The 22,760-nt window shown below is 66.2% G+C and carries 24 protein-coding genes; 10 read left to right on the forward strand and 14 right to left on the reverse strand.

Going from position 1 to position 22,760, the window contains the following annotated elements; translation table 11 throughout:
* Positions 1-51 precede the first annotated feature (51 nt).
* Together A9975_RS00160 and A9975_RS00165 are read right to left on the reverse strand one after the other, a co-directional pair.
* Positions 52-1,044: a tripartite tricarboxylate transporter substrate binding protein gene (locus tag A9975_RS00160; RefSeq protein WP_150985216.1), complete on the reverse strand. Its 993-nt coding sequence runs from the start codon at positions 1,042-1,044 to the stop codon at positions 52-54.
* A 56-nt stretch (positions 1,045-1,100) separates the two neighbouring features.
* Positions 1,101-2,105: a tripartite tricarboxylate transporter substrate binding protein gene (locus A9975_RS00165; protein WP_183030855.1), complete on the reverse strand. Its 1,005-nt coding sequence runs from the start codon at positions 2,103-2,105 to the stop codon at positions 1,101-1,103.
* Positions 2,106-2,420: 315 nt separating this feature from the next.
* On the opposite strand from A9975_RS00165, the gene A9975_RS00170 reads away from it, so the two are divergent.
* Complete coding sequence (locus A9975_RS00170) at positions 2,421-3,557, forward strand: AraC family transcriptional regulator (protein WP_183030856.1); 1,137 nt, start codon at positions 2,421-2,423, stop codon at positions 3,555-3,557.
* A gap of 165 nt (positions 3,558-3,722) precedes the next feature.
* Here A9975_RS00170 and A9975_RS00175 read toward each other — a convergent pair whose 3' ends face one another.
* Together A9975_RS00175 and A9975_RS00180 are read right to left on the reverse strand one after the other, a co-directional pair.
* A complete protein-coding gene (locus A9975_RS00175) occupies positions 3,723-4,157 on the reverse strand; it encodes a universal stress protein (RefSeq protein WP_183030857.1) in 435 nt (144 codons plus the stop codon).
* Positions 4,158-4,193: 36 nt separating this feature from the next.
* Positions 4,194-4,412, reverse strand: coding sequence for a YdcH family protein (locus A9975_RS00180; protein ID WP_043357222.1), 219 nt, complete (start codon positions 4,410-4,412; stop codon positions 4,194-4,196).
* A gap of 333 nt (positions 4,413-4,745) precedes the next feature.
* Between A9975_RS00180 and A9975_RS00185 the strand changes: the two genes are divergently transcribed.
* Genes A9975_RS00185 through A9975_RS00195 form a run of 3 tightly spaced genes read left to right on the forward strand, consistent with a single transcriptional unit; the run spans position 4,746 to position 5,859 of the window.
* Positions 4,746-5,078 carry a hypothetical protein gene (locus tag A9975_RS00185; RefSeq protein ID WP_183030858.1) on the forward strand — a complete coding sequence of 111 codons (333 nt, stop codon included), beginning with the start codon at positions 4,746-4,748 and terminating at the stop codon, positions 5,076-5,078.
* A gap of 17 nt (positions 5,079-5,095) precedes the next feature.
* A complete protein-coding gene (locus tag A9975_RS00190) occupies positions 5,096-5,548 on the forward strand; it encodes a helix-turn-helix domain-containing protein (RefSeq protein WP_183030859.1) in 453 nt (150 codons plus the stop codon).
* 11 nt (positions 5,549-5,559) lie between these two features.
* Positions 5,560-5,859: a hypothetical protein gene (locus tag A9975_RS00195; protein WP_183030860.1), complete on the forward strand. Its 300-nt coding sequence runs from the start codon at positions 5,560-5,562 to the stop codon at positions 5,857-5,859.
* Positions 5,860-5,981: 122 nt separating this feature from the next.
* Here the strand turns inward: A9975_RS00195 and A9975_RS00200 are convergent, their stop codons facing one another.
* The 6 genes from A9975_RS00200 to A9975_RS00225 all read right to left on the reverse strand — a co-directional run bounded on the left by A9975_RS00200 (position 5,982) and on the right by A9975_RS00225 (position 12,000).
* The gene (locus A9975_RS00200; RefSeq protein ID WP_183030861.1) at positions 5,982-6,656 is read right to left on the reverse strand and encodes a hypothetical protein; all 675 of its coding nucleotides are present in this window, start codon (positions 6,654-6,656) and stop codon (positions 5,982-5,984) included.
* Positions 6,657-6,842: 186 nt separating this feature from the next.
* Positions 6,843-8,087 carry a CaiB/BaiF CoA-transferase family protein gene (locus tag A9975_RS00205; RefSeq protein WP_255502970.1) on the reverse strand — a complete coding sequence of 415 codons (1,245 nt, stop codon included), beginning with the start codon at positions 8,085-8,087 and terminating at the stop codon, positions 6,843-6,845.
* A complete protein-coding gene (locus A9975_RS00210; protein ID WP_183030862.1) occupies positions 8,084-8,947 on the reverse strand; it encodes a MaoC/PaaZ C-terminal domain-containing protein in 864 nt (287 codons plus the stop codon). Before A9975_RS00210 ends, A9975_RS00205 begins: the two co-directional genes overlap by 4 nt.
* A 4-nt stretch (positions 8,948-8,951) precedes the next feature.
* Positions 8,952-9,866 carry an SDR family NAD(P)-dependent oxidoreductase gene (locus A9975_RS00215; RefSeq protein WP_043357229.1) on the reverse strand — a complete coding sequence of 305 codons (915 nt, stop codon included), beginning with the start codon at positions 9,864-9,866 and terminating at the stop codon, positions 8,952-8,954.
* 86 nt (positions 9,867-9,952) lie between these two features.
* Positions 9,953-10,954: a tripartite tricarboxylate transporter substrate binding protein gene (locus A9975_RS00220; RefSeq protein ID WP_183030863.1), complete on the reverse strand. Its 1,002-nt coding sequence runs from the start codon at positions 10,952-10,954 to the stop codon at positions 9,953-9,955.
* 53 nt (positions 10,955-11,007) lie between these two features.
* Complete coding sequence (locus A9975_RS00225; RefSeq protein ID WP_183030864.1) at positions 11,008-12,000, reverse strand: tripartite tricarboxylate transporter substrate binding protein; 993 nt, start codon at positions 11,998-12,000, stop codon at positions 11,008-11,010.
* Between the two features lie 192 nt (positions 12,001-12,192).
* On the opposite strand from A9975_RS00225, the gene A9975_RS00230 reads away from it, so the two are divergent.
* Complete coding sequence (locus A9975_RS00230; protein WP_150985207.1) at positions 12,193-13,095, forward strand: LysR family transcriptional regulator; 903 nt, start codon at positions 12,193-12,195, stop codon at positions 13,093-13,095.
* Between the two features lie 88 nt (positions 13,096-13,183).
* Here A9975_RS00230 and dinD read toward each other — a convergent pair whose 3' ends face one another.
* A complete protein-coding gene (dinD, locus tag A9975_RS00235) occupies positions 13,184-13,660 on the reverse strand; it encodes a DNA damage-inducible protein D (protein ID WP_183030865.1) in 477 nt (158 codons plus the stop codon).
* 308 nt (positions 13,661-13,968) lie between these two features.
* Between dinD and A9975_RS00240 the strand changes: the two genes are divergently transcribed.
* Together A9975_RS00240 and A9975_RS00245 are read left to right on the forward strand one after the other, a co-directional pair.
* The gene (locus A9975_RS00240; RefSeq protein WP_150985206.1) at positions 13,969-14,247 is read left to right on the forward strand and encodes a type II toxin-antitoxin system Phd/YefM family antitoxin; all 279 of its coding nucleotides are present in this window, start codon (positions 13,969-13,971) and stop codon (positions 14,245-14,247) included.
* Positions 14,244-14,564 carry a type II toxin-antitoxin system RelE/ParE family toxin gene (locus tag A9975_RS00245; RefSeq protein ID WP_183030866.1) on the forward strand — a complete coding sequence of 107 codons (321 nt, stop codon included), beginning with the start codon at positions 14,244-14,246 and terminating at the stop codon, positions 14,562-14,564. The genes A9975_RS00240 and A9975_RS00245 overlap by 4 nt, the downstream gene beginning before the upstream one ends.
* A gap of 72 nt (positions 14,565-14,636) precedes the next feature.
* On the opposite strand, the gene A9975_RS00250 is transcribed toward A9975_RS00245, so the two are convergent.
* The 3 genes from A9975_RS00250 to A9975_RS00260 form a co-directional block, all read right to left on the reverse strand.
* On the reverse strand, positions 14,637-15,965 hold the full coding sequence (locus A9975_RS00250; protein ID WP_183030867.1) for a TldD/PmbA family protein: 1,329 nt from the start codon (positions 15,963-15,965) through the stop codon (positions 14,637-14,639).
* Positions 15,965-17,398 carry a TldD/PmbA family protein gene (locus A9975_RS00255; protein WP_183030868.1) on the reverse strand — a complete coding sequence of 478 codons (1,434 nt, stop codon included), beginning with the start codon at positions 17,396-17,398 and terminating at the stop codon, positions 15,965-15,967. The genes A9975_RS00250 and A9975_RS00255 overlap by 1 nt, the downstream gene beginning before the upstream one ends.
* A 136-nt stretch (positions 17,399-17,534) precedes the next feature.
* Positions 17,535-18,506 (reverse strand): tripartite tricarboxylate transporter substrate-binding protein, encoded by a 972-nt coding sequence (locus A9975_RS00260; protein WP_183030940.1) that lies wholly within the window; start codon positions 18,504-18,506, stop codon positions 17,535-17,537.
* A 436-nt stretch (positions 18,507-18,942) separates the two neighbouring features.
* Between A9975_RS00260 and A9975_RS00265 the strand changes: the two genes are divergently transcribed.
* The 3 genes from A9975_RS00265 to A9975_RS00275 are packed head-to-tail and all read left to right on the forward strand — an operon-like array spanning position 18,943 to position 22,750.
* A complete protein-coding gene (locus A9975_RS00265; protein WP_183030869.1) occupies positions 18,943-20,112 on the forward strand; it encodes an acyl-CoA dehydrogenase family protein in 1,170 nt (389 codons plus the stop codon).
* 11 nt (positions 20,113-20,123) lie between these two features.
* Positions 20,124-21,323: a CaiB/BaiF CoA-transferase family protein gene (locus tag A9975_RS00270; RefSeq protein WP_183030870.1), complete on the forward strand. Its 1,200-nt coding sequence runs from the start codon at positions 20,124-20,126 to the stop codon at positions 21,321-21,323.
* A gap of 44 nt (positions 21,324-21,367) precedes the next feature.
* On the forward strand, positions 21,368-22,750 hold the full coding sequence (locus A9975_RS00275) for an MmgE/PrpD family protein (RefSeq protein ID WP_183030871.1): 1,383 nt from the start codon (positions 21,368-21,370) through the stop codon (positions 22,748-22,750).
* Positions 22,751-22,760 lie beyond the last annotated feature (10 nt).

Here is a 22,760-nt window from a genome sequence, read left to right on the forward strand (position 1 = left end):
AAAGTGGGAGAATTGCCGGTCGCCACCGGCCCGGCGTGCGTGGAGATGGCGTTAATCAAGGCGGATGTTGCGGGTGCGGATGACCTTGCCCCAGCGCGCGTAATCGCTGCGCATGGTCTCGGCGAAGGCATCGGGCGTGCTGCCGGCAAGCACCACGCCCATGTCGTTCATGCGTGCGCGCACGGCGGGCATGGCCAGCACGCGGTTGACGTCCGAAGAGAACTTTTCGATCACCGGGCGCGGCGCGGCGGCCGGCAGCAACAGCCCGAACCAGCCCATCGAATCCATGCCCGCGATGCCAGACTCGCGAAAGGTCGGCACGTCTGGCAACTGCGGCGCGCGCGCGGGGCCGGTCACCGCCAGCGCGCGCAGGCGACCGGTTGCCACGTGCGGGCGCGCGCCCATCACCGAGATGATCGCCGCGGGGATCTGCCCGCCCAGCAGGTCGTTCAGTTCCGGCGCCTCGCCCTTGTACGACACGTGGGTCATGTCCAGCCCCGCCGCCTCGTTGAACACTTCGCAGTAGAGATGGCCGCTTGAGCCGGTGCCGTAGGAGCCATAGTTGAACTGCCTTGGCCTGGACTTCACCAGCGCGATGAATTCGGCCAGCGTCGTGGCGGGCACCGAGTTGTGCACCGCGAACACCAGGCTGGTGGTGCCAAGATTGGACACCGGGGCAAAATCGCGCACCGGGTCGAACGGCGCCTTGGCGTAGAGGCTGGGGGCCTGGACCAGCGTGGTGATGGTAAGCAGCGCGGTATGGCCGTCGGCATCGGCCTTGGCCACGGCGTCGGCGCCGATCATGCCGCTGGCGCCCGGGCGGTTCTCCACCACGATGGGGCGCTGCCACATCTTGCCGAGCGGCTCGGCAATCGCGCGTGCCAGCACATCGGTGGCGCCGCCCGCGGGGTAGGGCACCACCAGCCGCACGGGCTTGGCCGGGAAAGCGTCGGCACGCGCCGGGCTCAGCCCCAGGCCCAGGCCGCCGGCGGCGAGGGCGCCGGCTCCAATCTGCTGCAATGCCTTGCGGCGCGTGTGCTGCATCGCTGCTCCTGAATCCGGCCCGAACGGGCACGAGAGAGTTGGGAAATGCTGTGGGCTCAGTCGAGCCGGATATTGAGTTTGCGGATCACGCCGTTCCAGTAAGCCTGGTCGGCGCGCGCCACCTCGGCGAACTCCATCGGCCGGGTGCCTTTGACGATCACGCCAAGGTCGGTCATGCGCTGCCGGATATCGGGCGTGGCCAGGATGGCGTTCACGTCCGCCGAAACCTTGTCCACGATCGGCCGCGGCGTGCCGGCCGGGGCAAACAGGCCGAACCAGCCAGGCCCGTCCAGGCCGCTGTAGCCCAGCTCCTGGAAGGTCGGCACCTCGGGCAGCATGGGCGCCCGGGTGTTGCCCACCACCGCCAGCGCGCGCAGGCGGCCGGTGCGCACATGCGGCTTGATCCCCATCACGGAGATGGTGCCCACCGATACCTGGCCGCCCAGCAGGTCGTTGAGCAACGGCGCCTCGCCCTTGTAGGGGACATGGATCATGTCGACACCGGCGGCGCCGGTAAACACCTCCATATAGAGGTGCGCGCCGCTGCCGGTGCCGTAGGTGCCGTAGGAATACCCTTTCGGCTTGCCCTTCGCCATCTGCACCACCTCGGCGAGGCTGCCGGGCATGGACGAATTGGCGGCCACCACCAGGTGCGAAGTCGCCAGCTCCGACAGCGCGACCAGGTCGCGCATCGGGTCGAAAGGCGGCTTTGCATACTGGCTGGGCAACTGCACCACGCTGGTCAGCGTGAGCAGCAAGGTGTAGCCATCCGCAGGCGCCTTGGCCACCGCATCGGCACCGATCATGCCGCTGGCGCCCGGGCGGTTTTCCACCACCACCGTGCGCTGCCACTGCTGGCCAAGCGGCGCGGCAATGGCGCGGGCGAGCACGTCGGTGGCGCCCCCCGCCGGATAAGGCACCACCAGCCGCACCGGCTTGGTGGGGTATCCGGTGGGCACGGCGCCTTGCGCGAGCGCGCTGGCGATCCCGGAGATGCCGCCACCGGCGGCCAAAGAGGCCGCGCCAAGCCGTAACAGGGTCCTGCGACGTCCTATCTGCATCCTGCTTCTCCCCTCGTCGACCGCCACGCCGCGCCCTGCGGGTGCGCAGGCCGGCAAGGGATGAGATTGCGCGATGGTGCACTGCGTGGACAATGACCTTTCGGCCCAAAATGATTGGCCGAATCGTTCAGGGAAAAGCCTGCCTTTGGTAAATCCGGATTGTGCTGGGGCGCAGCATCGGGTTAACTGGCGCACATGGCCGGCACAGAACCGGCTGTGGTCCGGCAAGCCCGCGCGTTGCGCTGCGGTGCAGCGAGATGCAGCCCAGGGTAGATCCGGACCGGGACCAGGGAGTCCGTTGAGAACGAGGAGACAATGCAAATCGCCGCACTCAGGGCATCCGCACCGTCATCGATGACGGTGCCGCTCAGTTCCCTCCCGCCAGGCACACCGGGCGCCGACGCTGCCCAGCCGCCCACGCGCCACACCATTTCCGTGCTGCAGCTGCACCAGATCGTGCAAGGCGCACGCCGCCTTGGCTGCGACATCGACGCCCTGCTGCGCCGCGCCGCCATTTCGCCCGCGTTGCTGCAGTCGCCCAACGCGCGCGTGAGCGAGGGCCAGTTTGCCGCGCTGATGCGCTCGATGCGGCGCGTCACGCGCGATGAGTTCTGGGGCTTGCTCAGCCGGCCGGTGGCGCCGGGTGTGTTCGCCCAGGCCTGCCAGGCGTTGATCCACTGCGCCACGCTGGAGGACGCCATGCGCGCCGGGCTGAACCTGTATCGCCTGCACCTGGTCGATTTCGTGCCTCGGCTGCAACAGCGCGACGGCCGCGCCACCCTGCTCCTTCTGCCTCGCACGCCCGCCACGGCGTGCCGCCAGTACGCGCAATCCACCTTCGCCTTCCAGGCTTACGGGGTGGCCAACTGGCTGGTGGCGCAGCGCATTCCCCTCACCGGCGTCGACCTGGCCGCGCGCGGCCCGGAACCAGCGCGCGGGCCATCCCGGCTCACCGACACCGAACGGGTCTTCAACACCCAGGTCCGCTATGGCCAGCCGCACACCGCCTTGCACTTCGACGCCAGCTGGCTGCGCCTGCCCGTGGTCCAGGACGCCAGCAGCCTGCAAGCCTTCCTGAACGACACGCCGCGCAACCTGCTCACTCGCTACCGCGACGACTCCTGCCTCGCCGAGCGCATCCGGCGCCACCTGCGCTGCCACCTCGACGACGAACTGCCCTCGCTGGAACAAATGGCCGAGACCCTGCGCCTGACGCCGCAAACCCTGCGCCGCCGCCTGCGCGACGAAGGGCGCGGCTACCAGAGCATCAAGGACAGCCTGCGCCGCGACGCGGCCATCGCCTTGCTGGAACACACGGACCTTGCACTGCAGCAGGTGGCGCTGCGCGTGGGGTTTTCAGAACCCAGCACGTTCCATCGCGCGTTCAAGAAATGGACGGGAGTGGCGCCCGGGGAGTACCGGCAGCGGCAGATGATGGAGTCCGCGGCCTGAGTGCCTGGACGCGGCGGACGAAGAGGAAGTTGAAGAGGACGTTGAAGATCCCGTCGAGTCGCCGGTGAGCGCTCGGGCCGGCGGGATCCGTGTGGCGCAGGGAGATTGCGCCGCTAGTGCGGCGCAACAAATCAAAAATCAAAAATCACAAATCCCCTGGCATGCTCAACGGAACACCAGCACCGGAATATCGCTATGCGTCAGCACCTTCTGGGTCTCGCTGCCAAGCAGCAGGCCGCTGATGCCGCGCCGCCCGTGCGACGCCATGAAGATCACGTCGCAGCCTAGCTCCTTGGCCATGCCGATGATGCCCCGATAGGGCGCGGACGCAGTGGATGTGGCACCCGAACACGGCACGCCAGCCAGTGCCGCGGCCGATTCCACCTTGGCCAGCTCCTCGCGCGCCGCGGCCTCGATGCGATGCTCGAAGACCGACTTCTTCTCATGGCCCGCGTCGCTGGACATCAGGAACGGATACTCCTCGAGGCACATATACGGGGTCAGCTTGGCGCCGGTCGTGCGCGCGAACTCGATGGCTGCGGGGAATGCCTTGCCCGAGAGTTCCGAGCCGTCGATGGGGAGCAGGATGTGTTTGAACATGGGATGGCCTTTCGATTGGCGGATTTGAAAGTGGCTTCAGGAAGCCGAGACCTTGCGCAGGATGACGTAGAGCTGGTCCTTCAGGAGCAGCTTTTCCTTCTTCAGGATCTCGATGGCGGTGCCATCTGCGGGAACCGTGCCCGCCTCCATGTTCTTGATCTCATGGTCCAGTTCGTTGTGGCGGGTGAACAGCCGCGCAAAGTGGGCGTCCTGGGTCTTGAGGATGGATATCTGATCGCGGAATTCAGGAAACATGGGCCTCACCTTGGGTGGGAGTTGAAAGGCTGGAGCGTTCAGGAGCATTGTGCCGGGAACCAGGCACGCGAGGCTTGATATGGATCATGTCCGGTGGGCTGGGAACCCCGCGGGGGCATCGCTCTTGCCGGATGGCCTTATCCCGGGCGTCGCCATGCCTGATCGCAATTGACCGGCCAACCATAGCAACAAAAGTTTTCTGGACGTCACGGGAATAGCGCCTGATAGTTCGATCTAAAAACAAAGAGTCCAGCCTCGATCCATGGGAAGAAAGATGCACGCGACTCCACGGGACTTGCAAATTATCGGAAATAACCAATAATAGGAGGTGCCTTGTCTTTCTTCATACCGAGCTTTCACCCCAAGGCCGACAAGGAAATGGACTTGCTGCTGACCAGTCCTCCGACGGAGATCATTGCGACCCAGTTGCTCGCCCGCTTGGGGTGGACGATACAAAACGGGCTTTTGCCCTTTGAATATCCTCACACGCTTGCGTTTCCATACAGTGCCTCGCCGATCTATCTGAGACGCAAGGTCGGGGTCTTGAGCGTTCTGACAGCGTTCTTCACCATCGTTGGTCCGGTCAGGTCAGGCTCGATGCTGGTCGTGCTCGCCGTCGACACGAACGCCGCCCGGGGAGAGCGCCGTGCGAAGGAACGTACCTGAAAGCAAAGGAGCGCATCATGGCCAAAGATGGCAAGAACGTTTTGAATCCCGACTCGTTCGAGAAGTTTCGCAAACGGGCTCTCGACAAGCCTGAGACACGCCGCGCCTATCTGGGGGAAATGCAGAAGCTCGACGAAGATCCCGATACGCGGTTTGCGATGGCTGGCCGGGTCGGAAGCATCCTGCGCGCTGCGCGCCAGAAGAGCGGCAAAACACAGGCGCAGCAATCCGCCGACAGCGGCATGCTGCAATCCGAGATCAGCCGGATCGAGAACGGCGGCGGTTCGCTCGGGCCCTCGATGGAAACGATCGTGAATTACGCTCACGCGCTCGACATGGAGGTCGTATTGATGCTGAAGCCGCGTGAAGCCAAACTGCCTCTTGAACTGGTCGAGCCTGCCGATGAGTCGGCCGATGAAGCGAAGGCCGTGTCGGATATGAGCAGGGTACGGCTGTGGGGTGTCTTTTGATTGCGCACGCAATGGCGAATTTCTTCGGGCACTGGACGGAGATCGTCATCGAAGGCATGACCTTGCTCAGCGTCATTCTGATCTGGCGTCCCGCCGCGCGCATGACCCGGCGTCTCAAGGGCGCAATGATCGCCAAGGGCATACCGAACGACCTGGGGGTTGTCTCCGACAAGGCGCGATACCAGCGCAAGGCGTTTGTAGCCGCCGCGCTGTCGTGGGAGCCACGAGACAGCCAGCAGTTGATTTGCGGGCTGCTGCTCGCCATCGTGGTCTCGGCCGTCAAGATTGGCCTGATGCTGTTCGGTTCCTGACGGCTGGCGGCGCCAGGCGGTGGTGTGGGGGAAGAATCTTGCAAATTCCCCTGCAGTTCCCCGGATTTTTCTGCCACCCCGCTCCCATGTGTGGGAGCGGGCCCAGGGCCGACGCATCGTCCTCAGCGCCGGGCCGAGGACGCCACGGCAATGCCAACCGCCAAGGGCAGCAGGGGGATGGCAAGCAGGTACATCACCCCGTCCGCGGCGACGGTGACAGGCGTGAATACGGCTAGCGCCGCCTTTGCGCCAATGGGTTTCTCCTCGCGTACGTCGATCGCGTATGCCTGGTTCAGTTGCTTGGCCTGCCCCGGCATTGCGAACTTCGCCGCCGAATAGCGCTTGCCGGCAAGCCGGTAGGCACGGCTCAGAGACGGGTTATCGCTGCGAGTGGCGGCCTTGAATCCGAGCTCGCCGGCCTTCTTCCGCTCGTCCTCCGTAGCCGCGCCATCGAGCATCAGGTCGAGATTGCCCACGATATTGCCGTCCCGGTTAACCTCGAAGCGCCGGAAGCGCGCCTTCAGCCTGGGATGGATATCGGACGATATTGCTTTCAGCAGATCCGCATTCGCGTCGAAGATATAGTGGTACTTGTCGCCGAGGATGACGATGGACTTGCCGTCCTGCGATACCAGGATCTCGCTGATGATCTCCTTGTAGTCGCCGTATTCCTTTTTCTCTATCTCGTCGTAAAGCGCTGAGGTGGCACAGCCACCAAGGGCCAGCGCGGCCAGGGTTCCGGCGGCCAGAAACGATCTTCGATGCACTCGTGCTCCTTGACTTTGGCGGCGGGCCAAGCCGCCCGCCGGGCTCCCGCGGGAACGCGGGCTGCATGCGTGGAGGCAAGTCCACGCCGAGCGCGATTCTATGGGAACCGGAGTACGTCAGCATTGGGAAATTTCGCATTATGCGCCGCCGTCCGCAGACCGATGGTACGCACCCCGGCTGCTGCACCTGAGTAACGCGTACCGCCGGAACCGGCCTCAGATCAAGCCTTGTTCGCGCAGGGCCGCGATCCGCGCTGCCGACATGCCCAGCACGCCCGAAAGCACCGCCTCGGTATGTTCGCCCAGCCGCGGGGGCGCCGCGTCATACCTGACCGGCGTGGCCGAAAGCCGCAACGGGCTCTTCACCGTGGGACAAACCCCGCCATCGCTGCGCACCATATCCACCTGCAGTTCACGATACCTGACCTGCGGGTCCTCCAGCACCTGTGCATAGTCGTTGATCGGCCCGCAAGGAATACCTTCGCGCTCCAGCGCTTGCACCCAATGCGCGGTCGTGCCCGTGCGCATATGGGCTTCGAGCAGCGGCACCAGCACATCGCGATTGACGATGCGGCCAGTGCCGGTGGCGAAACGTTCGTCCGTGGCAAGGTCCGGACGCGCCACGCCCCGGCAGTACCCTTGCCATTGCCCGTCGTTGCCCGCGGCCACGATCATGTAGCCGTCCGCCGTGGCAAACACGTGGTACGGCACCATGTTCGCGTGCGCGTTCCCGAAACGCTGCGGCGTCTTTCCGGTGATCTTCTGCGCCAGGATTGGCGTCGCCCCGACCGCTACCACGGCATCGAGCAGCGCCATATCGATGCGCTGCCCCTCGCCGGTACGCTCGGCATGGCGCAGCGCCGCCAGCACGGCCACGGTGGCATACATGCCGGTGAGCATGTCGACCACGGCCACGCCGACCTTCTGCGGTCCGCCGCCGGGCAGGTCGTCACGCTCGCCGGTGATGCTCATCAACCCGCCGATGCCCTGGAAGATGAAGTCGTAGCCGGGCTTGTGCGCGCTCGGGCCCTCCTGGCCGTAGCCGGTGATGGAGCAATAGACCAGTGCCGGGTTGATGGCCTTGAGGCTGTCATAGTCCAGGCCATAGCGCTTCAGGTCGCCGACCTTGTAGTTCTCCAGCACGATCTGCGATTTCGCCGCCAGCTCGCGCACGATGCTCTGTCCTTCTGGGCTGGCGATATCGAGCGTGACCGAGCGCTTGCCGCGGTTGGCGCCGGCGTAGTAGCTCGCGTCGCGCGAGGGCTTGCCGTCGCCGTCGGGCAGCCAGGGCGGGCCCCAGGAGCGGGTGTCGTCGCCCACGCCGGGGCGCTCGACCTTGATCACCTCGGCGCCGAGGTCGGCCAGGTTCTGGGCGCACCAGGGACCGGCCAGGATGCGCGAGAGGTCCAGCACACGTACGCCGTCGAGCGCGCTCTTCATGGTTGTTGCCGTTGTTGTCATGCACGGAACTCCGCTACGCCGTTGCTGAGCACGGTGACGTCGCGCGCGGGCACGCGGGCGTCGAACAGCACGCGGCCGCCGCCTTCGCGCCACATGCGCACTTCGAGGGTTTCGCCGGGAAATACCGGGCGGGAAAAACGCACATTGAGTTCGAGCAGCTGATCGCCATCGCCGTCGGCGTAGGTATCGAGCAGCGCGCGCGCCGCCACGCCATAGGTGCACAGGCCGTGCAGGATGGGCGCGTCGAAGCCCGCGGCGCGCGCCACTTCCGGATCGGCATGCAACGGGTTGGGATCCGCATTGAGGCGGTACAGCAACGCGGCCTGCGGCATGATCGCCAGGTTGCGAGCCGCATCTGGCGCGCGGGCCGGCGCTGCCGGCAGTGCTTCGGGCGCGGTATCGCCCTGGCCAAAGCCGCCATCGGCGCGGCAGAAGGTGGTGTGGTTCACCGTGGCCAGTTCGGCACCGGTGGCCGCATCCACCAGCGTGCGCTCCACGATCACGAGCGCGCCCTTGTCGGCCCCCTTGTCGATGACATGGGTCACCCGTGCCCGCGCACGCACGGTGCCGGACGCCGGCAGCGGACGGTGCAGGCGCAGGCGCTGCTCGCCGTGGACGATGCGCACCCAGTCGATGCCGCTCCTCGGGTCCTGCATCCAGAAGCCGGGATAGGCCAGCACCACGGCCTGCGTTGGAAAGGCCTTGAGCTGCGCTTCATAGACGTAGCGCAGCTGGCGCGGATCGGTGGGCTGCTCGCCCAGGCCAAGACCCAGCGCGTAGAGGATGGAATCCTTCTCGCCGTAGGTTTGCGTGACCTGCGGAAAGTCCCAGTTCTTGATGCGGTTGTAGTCGAGCGGCATGGCGTCAGATCGGGTCCCAGCTGATCACGTCGGGCGAGCGCTCGAGCTTGAAGAAGCTGTTGCGCATGGCGGGGATGGCGATCTCGGCAATGGATTCCGGGGTCCAGCCTTCGCTCATGTGGACCGAGCGCACCGGACGCGGCTGGCTCATCAGCATGATCTCGTTGGCGCGCACGGCAAAGATCTGCGCGTTGACTTCATGCGCGGCATCGCTGGCGAGGAAGGCGGCCATCGGCGCGACCTTGTTGGCTTCCATCTTTTGCAGCTTGGCGACGCGCGCCTTTTCTTCCGGGGTCTCGGAGGGGATAGAGCTGGTCATGCGGCTCCAGGCGAACGGCGCGATGCAGTTCGAGCGCACATTGAAGCGGGCCATGTCCAGTGCGATCGACTTCGACAGCGCGGCAATGCCAAGCTTGGCGGCCGAGTAGTTGGCCTGGCCCAGGTTGCCAATCAGGCCAGAGGTGGAAGTCATGTGCACGTAGGCGCCGCTCTCCTGGTCCTTGAAGTGATTAGCGGCGGCGCGGCTGACAAAGAACGTGCCGTTGAGGTGGACGTCGATCACCGAGCGCCACTCTTCCTCGTTCATCTTGAAAAACATGCGGTCGCGCAGGTTGCCGGCGTTGTTGACCACGGCATCGATGCGGCCGAAGTTGTCGATCGCACATTGCACGATCGCATTGGCGCCCTGCCAGCTCGATACGCTATCGGTGTTGGCTACCGCAATGCCGCCGGCGGCGACGATCTCGTCGACTACGCGCTGCGCGGGGCCGGCATCGCCGCCTTCACCGGTGAGCGATACGCCGATGTCGTTGACCACCACCTTGGCGCCGGCCTTGGCCAGTTCCAGCGCTACGCCGCGCCCGATGCCACCACCCGCGCCGGTCACCAGCGCTACCTTGCCTGCCATCACTCCGCTCATGTTCATACTCCTGTCTACACGTTTGTTTGCTCGGCGGCCTGGCACGCGCCAGGCCGGATATTGGTTGATAACTTTTGGTTGGTCTCTTACTCCAGGCGTGCGCCCGAGTCCTTCACGACCTTGCTCCAGCGCGTGATCTCCGCATCGATATGCGCGCCCAGCGCCGCCGGCGTGGAGCCCACCGGCTCGTAGCCGTTGGATGCCAGGTTCGCGCGCAACTCGGGCTGGGCCAACACAGCCGCGATCTCCTTGCTGAGCCGCTCGACAATGGCGCTCGGCGTGCCGGCCGGCGCCAGCACCGCGTACCAGCCATTGATGTCGAAACCGGGCACGCCGGCCTCGGACAGCGTGGGCACGTCCGGCGCCAGCGTGGCGCGCCTGGCGCTGGTCACGGCCAGCGCCTTGAGGCGGCCGCTGCGGATATGCGGCATCGAGGTGGAAATGCTGTCGAAGGTCAGCTGCACCTCGCCAGCCAGCATGGCGTTGACCACCTGCGCGCTGCCCTTGTACGGCACGTGGGTCATCTTGACGCCGGCCAGGCTGTCGAACAGCTCGCCGGCAAGGTGGCCCGTGTTGCCGTTGCCCGCGGAGGCGAACGTGAGCTGTCCCGGCGCGGCCTTGGCCGCGGCGATCAGCTCAGGCACGGTCCTGGCCTTCAGCGAGGGGCTGCCGGCCAGGATCAGCGGCAGGTTGGCCACCAGCGATACCGGCGCGAAATCCTTGCGGGTGTCATACGGCAGCTTGGGATAGAGGCTGGCATTGATGGCGTGCGCGGCCAGCACCACGATCAGCGTGTTGCCGTCCGGCTTGGCGCGCGCAAGCTGCTGCGAGGCAATCGTGCCGCCGGCGCCCGGCCGGTAGTCGAGAACCACCGGCTGGCCCAGCCGCTCTTGCAGCTTGGCCGCCACGGGGCGCGCCAGCAGGTCGGCGCTGCCGCCTGGCGGATAGGGAATCAGCAACTGGATCGGCTTGTTGGGCCAGGCGTCGGCCAGCGCCGGAGCGCTCGCGCCCAGCAGCCCCACCGAGAGCGGGGCGATCAGCACGGCCTGTAGCCATGACCTGCGGTGGCGCGCTCTCGATGCTCCCATGCCTTGTCCCCTCGTTGTGTTGTGGTGTCGCGTGCCGTGCTTCGGGCTCGCCCTCATTGCTGTGGAATGCCGGTGTCCTTCACCACCTTGGCCCAGCGCACGCGCTCCGCGTCGATGAACCTGGCGAAATGCTCGGGCGTGTCGCCGCCCGGCACGCCGCCGAGATCGGCCAGCCGCGTTTTCACTTCGGGTTCGGCCAGGATGCCGGCCACCGTCTTTTGCAGGCGCGAGACCACCGCGGCCGGCGTGCCCGCCGGCGCCACCAGGCCAAACCACGCTGTCACCTGGAAGTCGTCGAGCCCGGCTTCCTTCATGGTGGGCACGTCGGGCAGCTCGGCCACGCGCGTGGCGCTGGTCACCGCCAGCGCGCGCAGCTTGCCGGACTGGATATGCGGCAGCGAGCTGGGCAGGTTGTCCACCATCATCGTCACCTGCCCGGCGACCAGGTCGGCCACGGCCGGCGCGGCACCCTTGTATGGCACATGGATGATGTCGATGCCAGTGCGCTTCTTGAACAGCTCACCGGACAGGTGCACCGATTGCCCGGTCCCCGACGAGGCAAACGAGAGCTTGCCTGGCTGGGACTTGGCCAGCGCGACCAGTTCCGCCACGTTGCGGGCAGGCACCTTGGCGTTGACCACCAGCACATTGGGCACCGAGACGACCATGGTGATCGGCGCGAAGTCCTCGGCACGGTAGGGAAGTTGCTTGTACAGGCCGTAGTTGATGGCATTGGGGCCGATGTTGCCCATCATCAGCGTATAGCCGTCTGGCGCGGCCTGGCGCAATGCCTGCACGCCGACGATGCCGGCCGCGCCGGCACGGTTATCCACCACCACGGGCTGGCCCAGCAGCTCGGAGAGGCGCTTGCCGACCAGCCGCGAGGCGATATCGGTGGTTCCTCCCGCCGCCGCGGGCACGATCAGGCGCACCGGCTTGTCCGGATAGTCGGCTGCGGCAGCGCCGCCCATGGTGGCCAAGGTAGCCACGCCTAGCATGGTGGCCACGCCCGCCAGCCTGCTTGCGCTGTAGCGCCGAACTGTCATGTGTCGTCTCCTGGGTGGCGGCCCGGCGGCCCGGGTTTCGTGCCGCCTTTGCGCGAGTCAAGCCGGTAACCGCCCGCGCAATACGGACGAGCCCGCCTTTATGGTTCTCTTGCCACGCCGGATACGATAAATTGACGGCGGGGACATTGCTATTCACGATTGACAAAAGAGGCCTTTGGCCCAGCGAAACACATGCATTACGACCTGACCGACCTGCGCCTGTTCCTCAACGTCGGCGAGACCGAAAACCTGACCCGCGCCGCCGAGCGCAGCTTCCTCTCCCTGCCCGCCGCCAGCACCCGCATCAAGCAACTGGAAGAGGCCTTCCAGACCCAGTTGCTGATCCGCCAGGTCAAGGGCGTGCGCCTGACGCCCGCCGGCGACGCCCTCTTGCGCCACGCGCGCGAAGTGTTCCGCGAACTGGAGTGCCTGCACTCGGACCTGCGCCCCTACGCCAAGGGCGTCAAGGGCCGCGTGCGCCTGCTGGCCAACACCACCGCCACCAACTCCTTCCTCGCCACCGCGCTGTCGCGCTTCCTGGCCGAGAACCCGGACGTGGATATCGAACTGGAAGAGCAACTTTCCCAGGCCATCGTCTCGTCCATCAGCGCCGGTGCGGCGGACCTCGGCATCGTCGCCGGCGAGGTCGCCACCAATGACCTGGAGGTCATGCAGCTCTGCAGCGACGAACTGATCGTGATCGCGCCGGTCAACCACCCGCTGCCGCAATTCACCAGCCTGCACTTTGCCGACCTGCTGGATACCTGCCGCTTCGTGGGCCTGAACCAGTTCAGCGCCATCCAGTCCTTCCTGGACCGCATCGCCAGCGGCATGGGCAAGCGCATCAGTCTGCGCATCCAGCTGGGCAGCTTCGACGCCGTGTGCCGGATGGTGGAGGCAGGCGCAGGCATTGCCATCGTGCCCAATAGCTGCGCGCGGCGTTATGCCAGCCGCAAGGTGCTGCGGTTTATTCCGCTTGAAGATGAATGGGCCAAGCGCGATCTGCGTCTGGTGCGCCGGCCGGGGCGGGAGTTGCCGCAGTTTGCGGAGACGTTGATTCAGTACTTGACGGATGCGGCGCGGGAACCGGTTTGACAAAGGAGCGGCCAGCCTGGGACTGGTCCCGTCATATCGGGCATCGATACCTCAGTTCATTCTTTGACCTTCTTCTTCCTGTCGCGCTCTAGCTGCTTGATGCTTTCCTGTGCTTATTGTGAGCGGCAAGCTCGTTGCGGATCGCCAGCCGCTTCTCATCTTCGGTTAGCCGCGCGAAGGCCTCGTCGTCGCGAAGTTCCTGGCGACGGGTCTGCAAGGCAAAATAGGTCTGGCCATTCGCGATGACCGGCTTGCCGGGGTCACCGTTTTGGACGATCAGGTAGCAGGCATAGCGCGAGAGGCGGATGTCGGCGATCTGTCGCCTGGCCCCCGAGCCGATCCCGACCATTTCGAGGATGTCCTCGAAATGGTTCGCCACCGGCTGGCCGCTGTTGCGGCAGGCCTCCCTCGCACGATCAATGACCGGAAGGAAGTGTCGGTACTCGGAATACTCCAGCACCCTGGCCAGTTGGCGCGCCACCCAGAATTCGTTGCCATCGGCATCGCACTGGCGCAGCCCCTCGAAGGTTTTGTGATGTTGCGCGGCAATACGCTTGCCAGTCATGAATCGCTCCTCCCGCAGTCCATCAGCGTCTCTGTAGCAAATACTCGATCATGCCCCGGATCGCCATCAAGAAATGTCCAGAATTTGTGAACAACGCGGTGAGCGGGTCCAAGCGACCAGACCATAACCGCGAAAGCAACTAATACCCGCGGTGACCAGAAAGTTGACACTGAAGCTCTGAGCACACCAGCGGCAGCTGCGTTTTGCGGACAGCGCAAGCTGGGCGGGGGAACGACACTGTTCGCAAAGTGGACGCCGGACTGAATTCAGACTATATTCAGTCACCCCATACCCTCCACATGGCCCCCGTGAAACTCTCGAACATCAAGCCAATCAGCTTTCTGAAAAGCGATGCGGCCCGTATCGTCACGGAGCTCAGCGAGACGCGCGAGCCTTTGATCATTACCCAGAACGGCGAGGCTAAACTCGTCGTGCAAGACATTGCCAGCTATGAAGCGCAGCGGCAAACCATCGCGCTATTGAAGATCTTGGCGCTCGGCGAGAAAGAGATCGCGCAGGGCAAGGTGACAACGGCGGCAGACGTTTTTGCTGAGCTGGATCGGCTGGACGAAAAAGACGGCGCATGAAGGTAGTCTTTCTCGAATCCGCCACGCAAGACTTGATCGACCTTAGGCGCTATCTGGTCAGATACAAACCCGAGGGAACCTGGCTGGCCGTCAAGAAGCAGATTCAGGAGAAGGTGGCGTACATTGCCGAATTTCCCGCATCCGGTACTCACCCCGACGAGCTGGCAGGCTTCGCGGATGGCTTCAGGCAACATCTGACAAATCAGCAGCGAATCATTTACAGGGTCGCTCCCGACACCGTCTACATCCACATCATTTGCGGGCAGGTCCAAGACTTCGAGGAATTCCTGAACCGGCGACTTACGAGGCCATGGTGACTCAGCCCTTTTTGCGTTCGAGGATGCCGTTCAGGCAAAGCTGAGGAGCCAGTGCGCCAGCGCCTCACCCGCCTAGAGCGTCAACGTGAGTTTTCCCGTCAGCGCACCTGGCAACAGCGCCGAATCGGTCTGCCGCTCGCCATAGGTATTGCTCGACACGCGCAACTGCCGCTCGCTGGTCAGCGCCTCAAGGTGCTCGCCCAGGAAGCTGTAGATGCTGTCGTCAAAGCGCATCGTGCCAAGCGGCGCCTGGATGCGGCCATCTTCCACCCAGAACGTGACGAAGCGCGTCATGCCGGTCATGCGGGCCGCCGGCGCATCGGACCAGTTGAGATACCAGAGGTTGCCTATATAGAGGCCCGTGCCGAGCGCCGCGAGCACGTCGTCCTGCGCGAGCTTGCCAGCCGCCATGGCAAGGGACTGTGGCGCCTCACCGGCACTGGCGGAATTGGCGGCGAGACCGTACTCGCGCGCGCTGCGTGGGTAGACCAGCCGGCCAGCAGGCAGCCCCGCTTGCACGAGCGTCACGTCGCTGCGCGGAATGCCTTCCGGGCCGAAGGCCGGAGCCAGCGTGCCGCTCGCGCGTTCGTCCAGGTCAAGCAAATGGCTAAGCCGCGCGCCGCCATCGTACAGCCGCTGCAGCGGGCTTTCCTTCTGCGCCAGCGCGCGGGCCGAGAAACCGCCCCAGGAACACATGCCGAGCACTTCGTCGAGGGCGGCGGGCGCCAGGAAGGCCCGGTAGTCGCCGGGCGGCAGCACGCGCTGCGGCTTGCCCAGGTGCTCCAGCTGCCGGCGCGCTTGCGCAAAGCGGCCGGCGAACTCGGCGGCGTCCCAGCGCGAGCCCGCGTAGTCGGCCTTCACGGCCTGGCCGTTCTCGTGGAACAGGCTCCAGTCGAAATGGAAGCCTTGCGCGGCATGCCAGCCGAAAGCACCGAAGCTGCTGGCAAAGCCACGATAGAGCGGGCCGGCGGCATAGATGCCGACCAGGTCGAGCCCATGGGCGGCCTCTTCTATCTGCGCGAGCACTTCTGCGGTGTCCGGCGGCGCGGCTGCATCGGCCAGCGTGCGCTGCCAGGGCTCGCGCTCCAGCATCAGGTAGGGGTCCGGCTGCAACTGGCCGATGGCCTCGCGCAACTGCAGCAAGCCGTCGGCGAGGCGCTGCCGATCGGTCGCGGGATCGCCCGACAGCGCCACGCCGATACTGGCGTGGCGCTCGTCGCAGATCAGCCGGAGCCGCGCCGTGGCCTGCCGCACCTGTCCGGCCTGGCGCACCCTCGCGCGGTTGAAACGGATGAACTCGGACGCCTCCGCGCTGTACCACAGCGTGAAGGCTTCGCCCTCTCCCAGCGCCTTGCGCACATCCTCGGCCAGCGCCGCAAACAACGACTGCGCATCCGCCATCACGCGGCACCTCCAAAGACTTCCACTTGCTTGAACACACAGGCCGGCGAAGCATGGCCGACGCGCACCACCTGGTTGGGTTCGCCCTTGCCGCAGTACGGCGTGCCGTGCACCTCGAAGGTACTGGCATCGCCAACGGCAGCCAGGCTGCGCCAGAAATTCGCGGAAACGCCGCGATAGTTCGGGTTCTTGACCACGCCCTTGAGCTCGCCGTCCTCGATCAGGCGCCCCCATTCGCAGCCGAACTGGAACTTGTTGCGCGCATCGTCGATGGACCACGAACGGTTGGACGACATCAGGATGCCGCGTTCGATGCCGCCGATAAGTTGCGCCATGGTCCGGTCGCCCGGCTCCAGGTTGAGGTTGGCCATGCGATCGATGGGCGGGCGGTTCCAGTTGCAGGCCCGGCTGTTTGCCACGCCCGGCAGCCCGCTGCGCCATTGCGACAGCGCGCCACCCAGCGGGCGCAGCAGCAGGCCATCCCGGATCAGGAAGGCCTTCTGCGCGGCCTGGCCTTCGTCATCGTGGCCGTAGCTGGCCAGTTCCTCGGGAATGCCCGGGTCGAAGCTGATATTGAGCAGGTCCGAGCCGTACTGGTAGCGGCCGAAGTCCTCCAGCCCGATAAAGCTGGTGCCCGCGTAATTGCGTTCGTCGCCGAGGATGCGATCCAGTTCCAGCGGATGGCCGATGGATTCGTGGATCTGCAGCATCATCTGGTCCGGCATCAGCAGCAAGTCGGTAGGGCCGCTCGGCGCGTTGGGCGCCAGCAGCAGCTGCAAGGCTTCGTCCGCCACCCGCGATGCGGCGCCGGCGAAGCCGAGCCGCGCGATGACCTCTGCCCCGCCCTGCTGGCCGCTGCCGAAGCCACCGAAGCTGCGGGTCTGGCTGTCGCTGCCGTCGAAGGCGGTCACGCTGATGCCGGGATAGACGAAGCGCAGCGCTTGCCATTGCTCGGCGCCTGCGCTATTCAGGTAGAGCTGCTCATGGCGCTGGTGATCGAGATAAACCAGCCAGTTCACCAGCCGCGAATCGGCGGGCACGCTGGCGGACACCGCCGCCAGCAGGGCGAAGCGCTCGGCCAGCCCGGGAAACGCGCCATGCAAGCCAGGGGATTCATAGCGGGCCTGGCCTTGCGGCGGCTCCAGCCCACGCAGGTCGACCAGGCCACGTCCGGCGATCCGCCGGGCGAGCGCTTCGGCGCTGTCGAGCGCGCGCTGCAATCCGGCCACGCTGAGATCGCTGGTGGCGGCGTAGGCCTCCACGCCATCCAGGCGCACGCTGAGCATGGCGCCCATGTCCTGCATGAAGGACGGCGGCTCGGCGATGCCACGGCGCATCATGCAGTGCTCGCCGGTCTGGCGCACGAGGCGCAGCGAGTGAAACCCGGCGCGGGTGGTTAGCGCAGCGAAGTGCTGTCTGGCGCGATCGAACAAGGGTGACTCCCGGATCCGTAGTGGAAGAGCCAGTGCTGGCGCGATCAGCTTCAGCCGATGGGCCAGCACTGGCGCATGGATCCGGAAATCTTACTATCTTTGCGCTGCGGCGCTGTTGCGATCACGCGCCCTGCGCTCAATCCGCCTTCACCCCCGCCGCCTTGATGATCGGCGACCATTTCTCGATCTCCGACTTCAGCCAGGTGCGCAGCCCTTCCGGCGTCTGCTTGTCCTCCGGCACGATCTCGGCGCCCAGATCCGCCAGCCGCGCCGCTACCGCCGGGTCCTTCAACGCGGTGCGCAAGGCGCCGTTGAGCCGGTCGATGACCGCGGGCGGCGTGCCATGCGGGGCATAGATGCCGTGCCAGACCTTGACCTCGAAGCCCTTGAGCCCACTCTCGGCTAGCGTGGCGGTGTCGGGCAGGGCCTTGATGCGCGCGCTGGTGGTGACGCCGTAGAGCTTGACCTTGTCGGCCTTGATATGCGGCAGGGTCTGGGTGGTCTGGTCGCACAGGATATCGACCTGGCTGCCCAGCAGGGCGGTCATCGCGGGCGCGGTGCCCTGGTAGGGAATGGCCGTGAGCTCCACGCCGATGGCCTTCTGGAACAGCATGCCGCACAGCTGCGAGACCGCGCCCAGCCCGGCATTGGCCAGGTTGACCTTGCCCTGGTTCTGGCGGATGTAGGCAATCAGCTCAGGCAATGTCCTGGCTGGCAGGTCATGACGGCCGAGCAGGGTCATGGGCACGTCGGCCACCTGGCCGACAAAGCTGAAATCCGTCAGCGGCTTGTAGGGGAGCTTGCTGTACAGCGCCGGCGCGGTGGCCATGCCGTTGTGGTGGATCAGGATGGTGTAGCCGTCCGGCGCGGCTTTGGCCACGTAGGCGGCGGAGACGGTGCCGCCGGCGCCGAGCCGATTTTCGACCACCACGCTCTGGCCCAGGGTCCTGGACATGGCCGCAGCCATGGTGCGCGCCACCACGTCGGTGGGGCCGCCCGCGGCAAAGGGGACCACCATGGTGATCGGCTTGGTGGGGTAGGCATCGGCGGCGCGCGCCGGGGCAGGCGCGGTGAGTGCTGCTGCCACGCCCAGCGCGGCGAGCGCCATCCAGCGCCATGGTGCCTGGGCCCGGTTCACCTGCGCTGCGTGTGCGCTGCCGGCCTGCCCGTGCCGCTGCTGTTTGCTGCCTGCCATGTCTCTTGTCTCCATCGTGGTGGATTGGCCGGGTTATGCCGGCCAAGGGCCGCCTGCGTCGGCCTGTGCGGCCGCGCAGCGTTATCGTGTCCGGCAAGCGTGGCGATAAAGCGACGTATATGCAATACGGATTTCCCTAAGGGTGGGGCGACGCCCGCCAGATGCCCCGGGGCGCGGGCAAGTGCGTGCGGCGCCGCCCACACCCGTGCCCTGCCCGCCCGGCCTGCTTCCGGGGGCGCTAAGCCGCTCTTTCGCAAATCCGAATTACCGCACGGCAGGCCCTCGGGAATAATGGCCGCAAGCTGAATCCCATCACGTCCATATAACGTCCATACCGGGGCCCCTTTTCATGTTCGCAGAACAATCGCACGACCAGCCGTATCCCGACATCCGCGAAGCCGTGCGTGCCCTGTGCACCGGTTTCGATTCCGCCTACTGGCAACGCGTGGAAGAGCAGAACGCCTTCCCCGAAGAGTTCGTGCAGGCGCTGACCAAGGCGGGCTGGCTGTCCGCCCTGATCCCGGAGGAGTACGGCGGCTCGGGCCTGCCGCTGACCGCCGCGTCCGTCATCATGGAGGAGATCAACCGCACCGGCGGCAACTCCGGCGCCTGCCACGGCCAGATGTATGTGATGGGCTGCCTGCTGCGCCACGGCTCGGCCGAGCAAAAGCAGCGCTGGCTGCCGGGCATCGCCTCGGGCGAGCTGCGCATGCAGTCGATGGCGGTGACCGAGCCCACCACCGGCACCGATACCACCAAGCTCAAGACCACCGCCGTGAAAAAGGGCGACCGCTACGTCATCAACGGCCAGAAGGTGTGGATCTCGCGCGTGCAGCACTCGGATCTGATGCTGCTGCTGGCGCGCACCACGCCGCTGGACCAGGTCAAGCGCAAGTCGGAGGGGCTGTCGGTGTTCGTGGTGGACCTGCGCGAGGCCATCGGCAAGGGCCTGACGGTGCGGCCGATCCGCAATATGGTCAACCACGAGACCAACGAACTGTTCTTCGACAACCTGGAAATCCCCGCCGAGAACCTGATCGGCGAGGAAGGCAAGGGCCTCAAGTACATCCTGGACGGCCTGAACGCCGAGCGCATCCTGATCGCTTCAGAATGCGTCGGCGACGGCTACTGGTTCATCGAACGCGCCAGCAACTATGCGCGCGAGCGCATCGTGTTCGACCGCCCGATCGGCCAGAACCAGGGCATCCAGTTCCCCATCGCGCGTGCCTATGTGAACGTGGAAGCGGCCAGCCTGATGCGCTACAAGGCCGCCGCGCTGTTCGATGCCGGCAAGCCCTGCGGCAAGGAAGCCAACATCTCCAAGCTGCTCGCGGCCGATGCGTCGTGGGAAGCAGCCAACGTCTGCCTGCAGACGCACGGCGGCTTCGGCTTTGCCGCCGAATACGACATCGAGCGCAAGTTCCGCGAGACGCGCCTGTACCAGGTCGCGCCGATCTCCACCAACCTGATCCTGTCGTATGTGGCCGAGCACGTGCTCGAGCTGCCGCGTTCGTTCTGAGGGCCGCCCCCATGCTTGCTTCGCACCAGGGCATCCGCCCGCTCGATGGCATCCGTGTCGTCTCCCTCGAACACGCCGTGGCGGCGCCGTTCGCAACCCGCCAGCTGGCCGACCTCGGCGCCCGCGTGGTCAAGGTGGAACGCCCCGGCGTGGGCGATTTCGCGCGTGGCTACGATGAGACCGTCCATGGCCAGGCCTCGCACTTCGTCTGGCTCAACCGCGGCAAGCAGAGCCTGACGCTCGACCTCAAGCAGGACGAGGCGCAAGCCGTGCTGCACCGCCTGCTGGCCGACGCGGACGTGCTGGTGCAGAACCTGGCACCTGGCGCGGCGGCGCGCATGGGGCTGGATTTCGACACGCTGCACCCGCGCTACGGCAAGCTGATCGTCTGCGATATTTCGGGCTACGGAGACGCCGGCCCCTATCGCGACAAGAAGGCGTACGACCTGCTGATCCAGGCGGCCGCCGGCCTGATCGGCATCACCGGCAGCGCGGATGAGCCATCGCGCGCGGGCATTTCCATCGCCGACATCGCGGCCGGCATGTATGCCTATAGCGGCATCCTCTCCGCGCTGCTGCAGCGCGGGCGCACCGGCCAGGGCCTGCGCGTGGAAGTGACCATGCTGGAGGCGCTGACCGAGTGGATGAACTACGCGCTGTACTTCGGCCACTACGGCGGCAACGCGCCGGCGCGATTTGGCGCATCGCACCCGGCCATCGCGCCGTATGGCGTGCACCGTACCGGTGACGGCGGCAGCGTGATCTTCGGCCTGCAGAACGAGCGCGAATGGCAGGCCTTCTGCAACAAGGTGCTGGCGCAGCCGGAGCTGCTCAAGGACGAGCGCTTCGCCTCCAACTCGGGGCGCGTCAAGAACCGCGCCGAGCTGACCGCGTTGATCGAAGCGCGTTTCGCGCCGATGACGGTGACACAGGTCGAAGCACTGCTGGACGACGCGCAGATCGCCAACGCGCCCATGAACGATATCGAGGCCGTGTGGAACCACCCGCAGCTGGCCGCGCGCGGGCGCTGGCGCGAAGTGGCCAGCCCCGGCGGCCCCATCGGGGCGTTGCTGCCACCGGCCAACCTGTCGGGCGTGGAACCGGTGATGGGCGACGTCCCGGCGCTGGGCGCGCATAGCGCGGCCATCCTGGCGGAGCTGGGTTACGGCGCGGGCGAGATTGCCAGGATGACGGACAGCAAGACGATTTGAACCACAGCACGACAAACTACCCCAGAACACCGCCCGGAGCCGGCATGAGCCAAGCCACTGACCACACCTACCCTACCCGCCAGCTGTGCGATTTCCTGGCCCGCTTCACGCTGGCCGACGTGCCCGCCGACGTGGTGGAGCGCACCAAGGACCTGTTCCTCGACTGGATTGCCTCCGCCATCGCCGGCAAGGATGCACCGGCGGTGCGCAAGCTGCAGGAGTTCGTCGCCGCCATGGGCCCGCAGCAGGGCCCGGCCGAGGTGCTGGTGGATCGCCGCCGCACCTCGCCGTACTTTGCCGCCCTGATCAATGGCGCTTCCTCCCACGTGGTGGAGCAGGACGACGTGCATAACGGCTCGGTGCTGCATCCCGCCGCCGTGGTGTTCCCCGCCGTGATCGCCGCCGCGCAGGCCGAAGGCAAGAGCGGCGCCGAAGTGCTGCTGGCGTCCATCGCCGGCTACGAGGCGGGCATCCGCATCGGCGAATTCATGGGCCGCTCGCACTATCGCGTGTTCCACACCACAGGCACCGTCGGCACGCTGGCGGCCGCCGCCGCTGTCGCCAAGCTGTATGGCATGGACGCCGAAGGCATCAACCAGGCGCTCGGCTCGGCCGGCACGCAGGCCGCCGGCCTGTGGGAATTCCTGCGCGACGCCGCGGACTCCAAGCAACTGCACACTGCCAAGGCAGCTGCCGACGGCCTGATGTCCGCCTGGATCGCACGCGCTGGCTTTACCGGCGCGAAGCGCATCCTGGAAGGCCCGCAGGGCATGGCCGCCGGCATGTCCAGCGACGCCAACCCCGCCGCCCTGACCGACGGCCTGGGCAAGCGCTGGGCCACCGCCGAGACCTCGTTCAAGTTCTTCGCCTCGTGCCGCCACACGCACCCGGCGGCCGATGCGCTCAAGGACCTGATGCTGCGCGAGAAGATCAGCGCGGACCAGATCGCCAGCGTGACCGCGCACGTGCACCAGGGCGCCATCGATGTGCTTGGCCCCGTGACCGATCCCAAGACCATCCACCAGGCCAAGTTCTCCATGGGCACCGTGCTGGGCCTGGTCGCCGTGCATGCGCACGCCGGCCTGGGCGAGTTCGAGGCCCATGCGCTGCAAGACGCGAAGGTGGCGGCCTTGCGCGACAAGGTGGAGATGGAGCTGGACGACGAGATCAATGCCGCGTATCCGCGCCAGTGGATCGGCCGCGTCACGGTCAAGACCACCGACGGCCGCACGCTGGCGGGCCGGGTGGACGTGCCCAAGGGCGATCCGGGCAATACCTTGTCGCGCCCGGAGCTGGAGGCCAAGGCGCTGCAGCTGGGCGCGTTCCGCCACGGCGCGAGCGAGGCCGAGATGCGCACCATCATTGCCCGCGTGTGGGCGCTGGAAAAACAGGCGAACGTCAACGACTGGCTGCCCGCCGCGAAATAACGTGGCCAAC

It is taken from the genome of Cupriavidus sp. UME77 (assembly GCF_014170355.1).
GTDB lineage: Bacteria > Pseudomonadota > Gammaproteobacteria > Burkholderiales > Burkholderiaceae > Cupriavidus > Cupriavidus basilensis.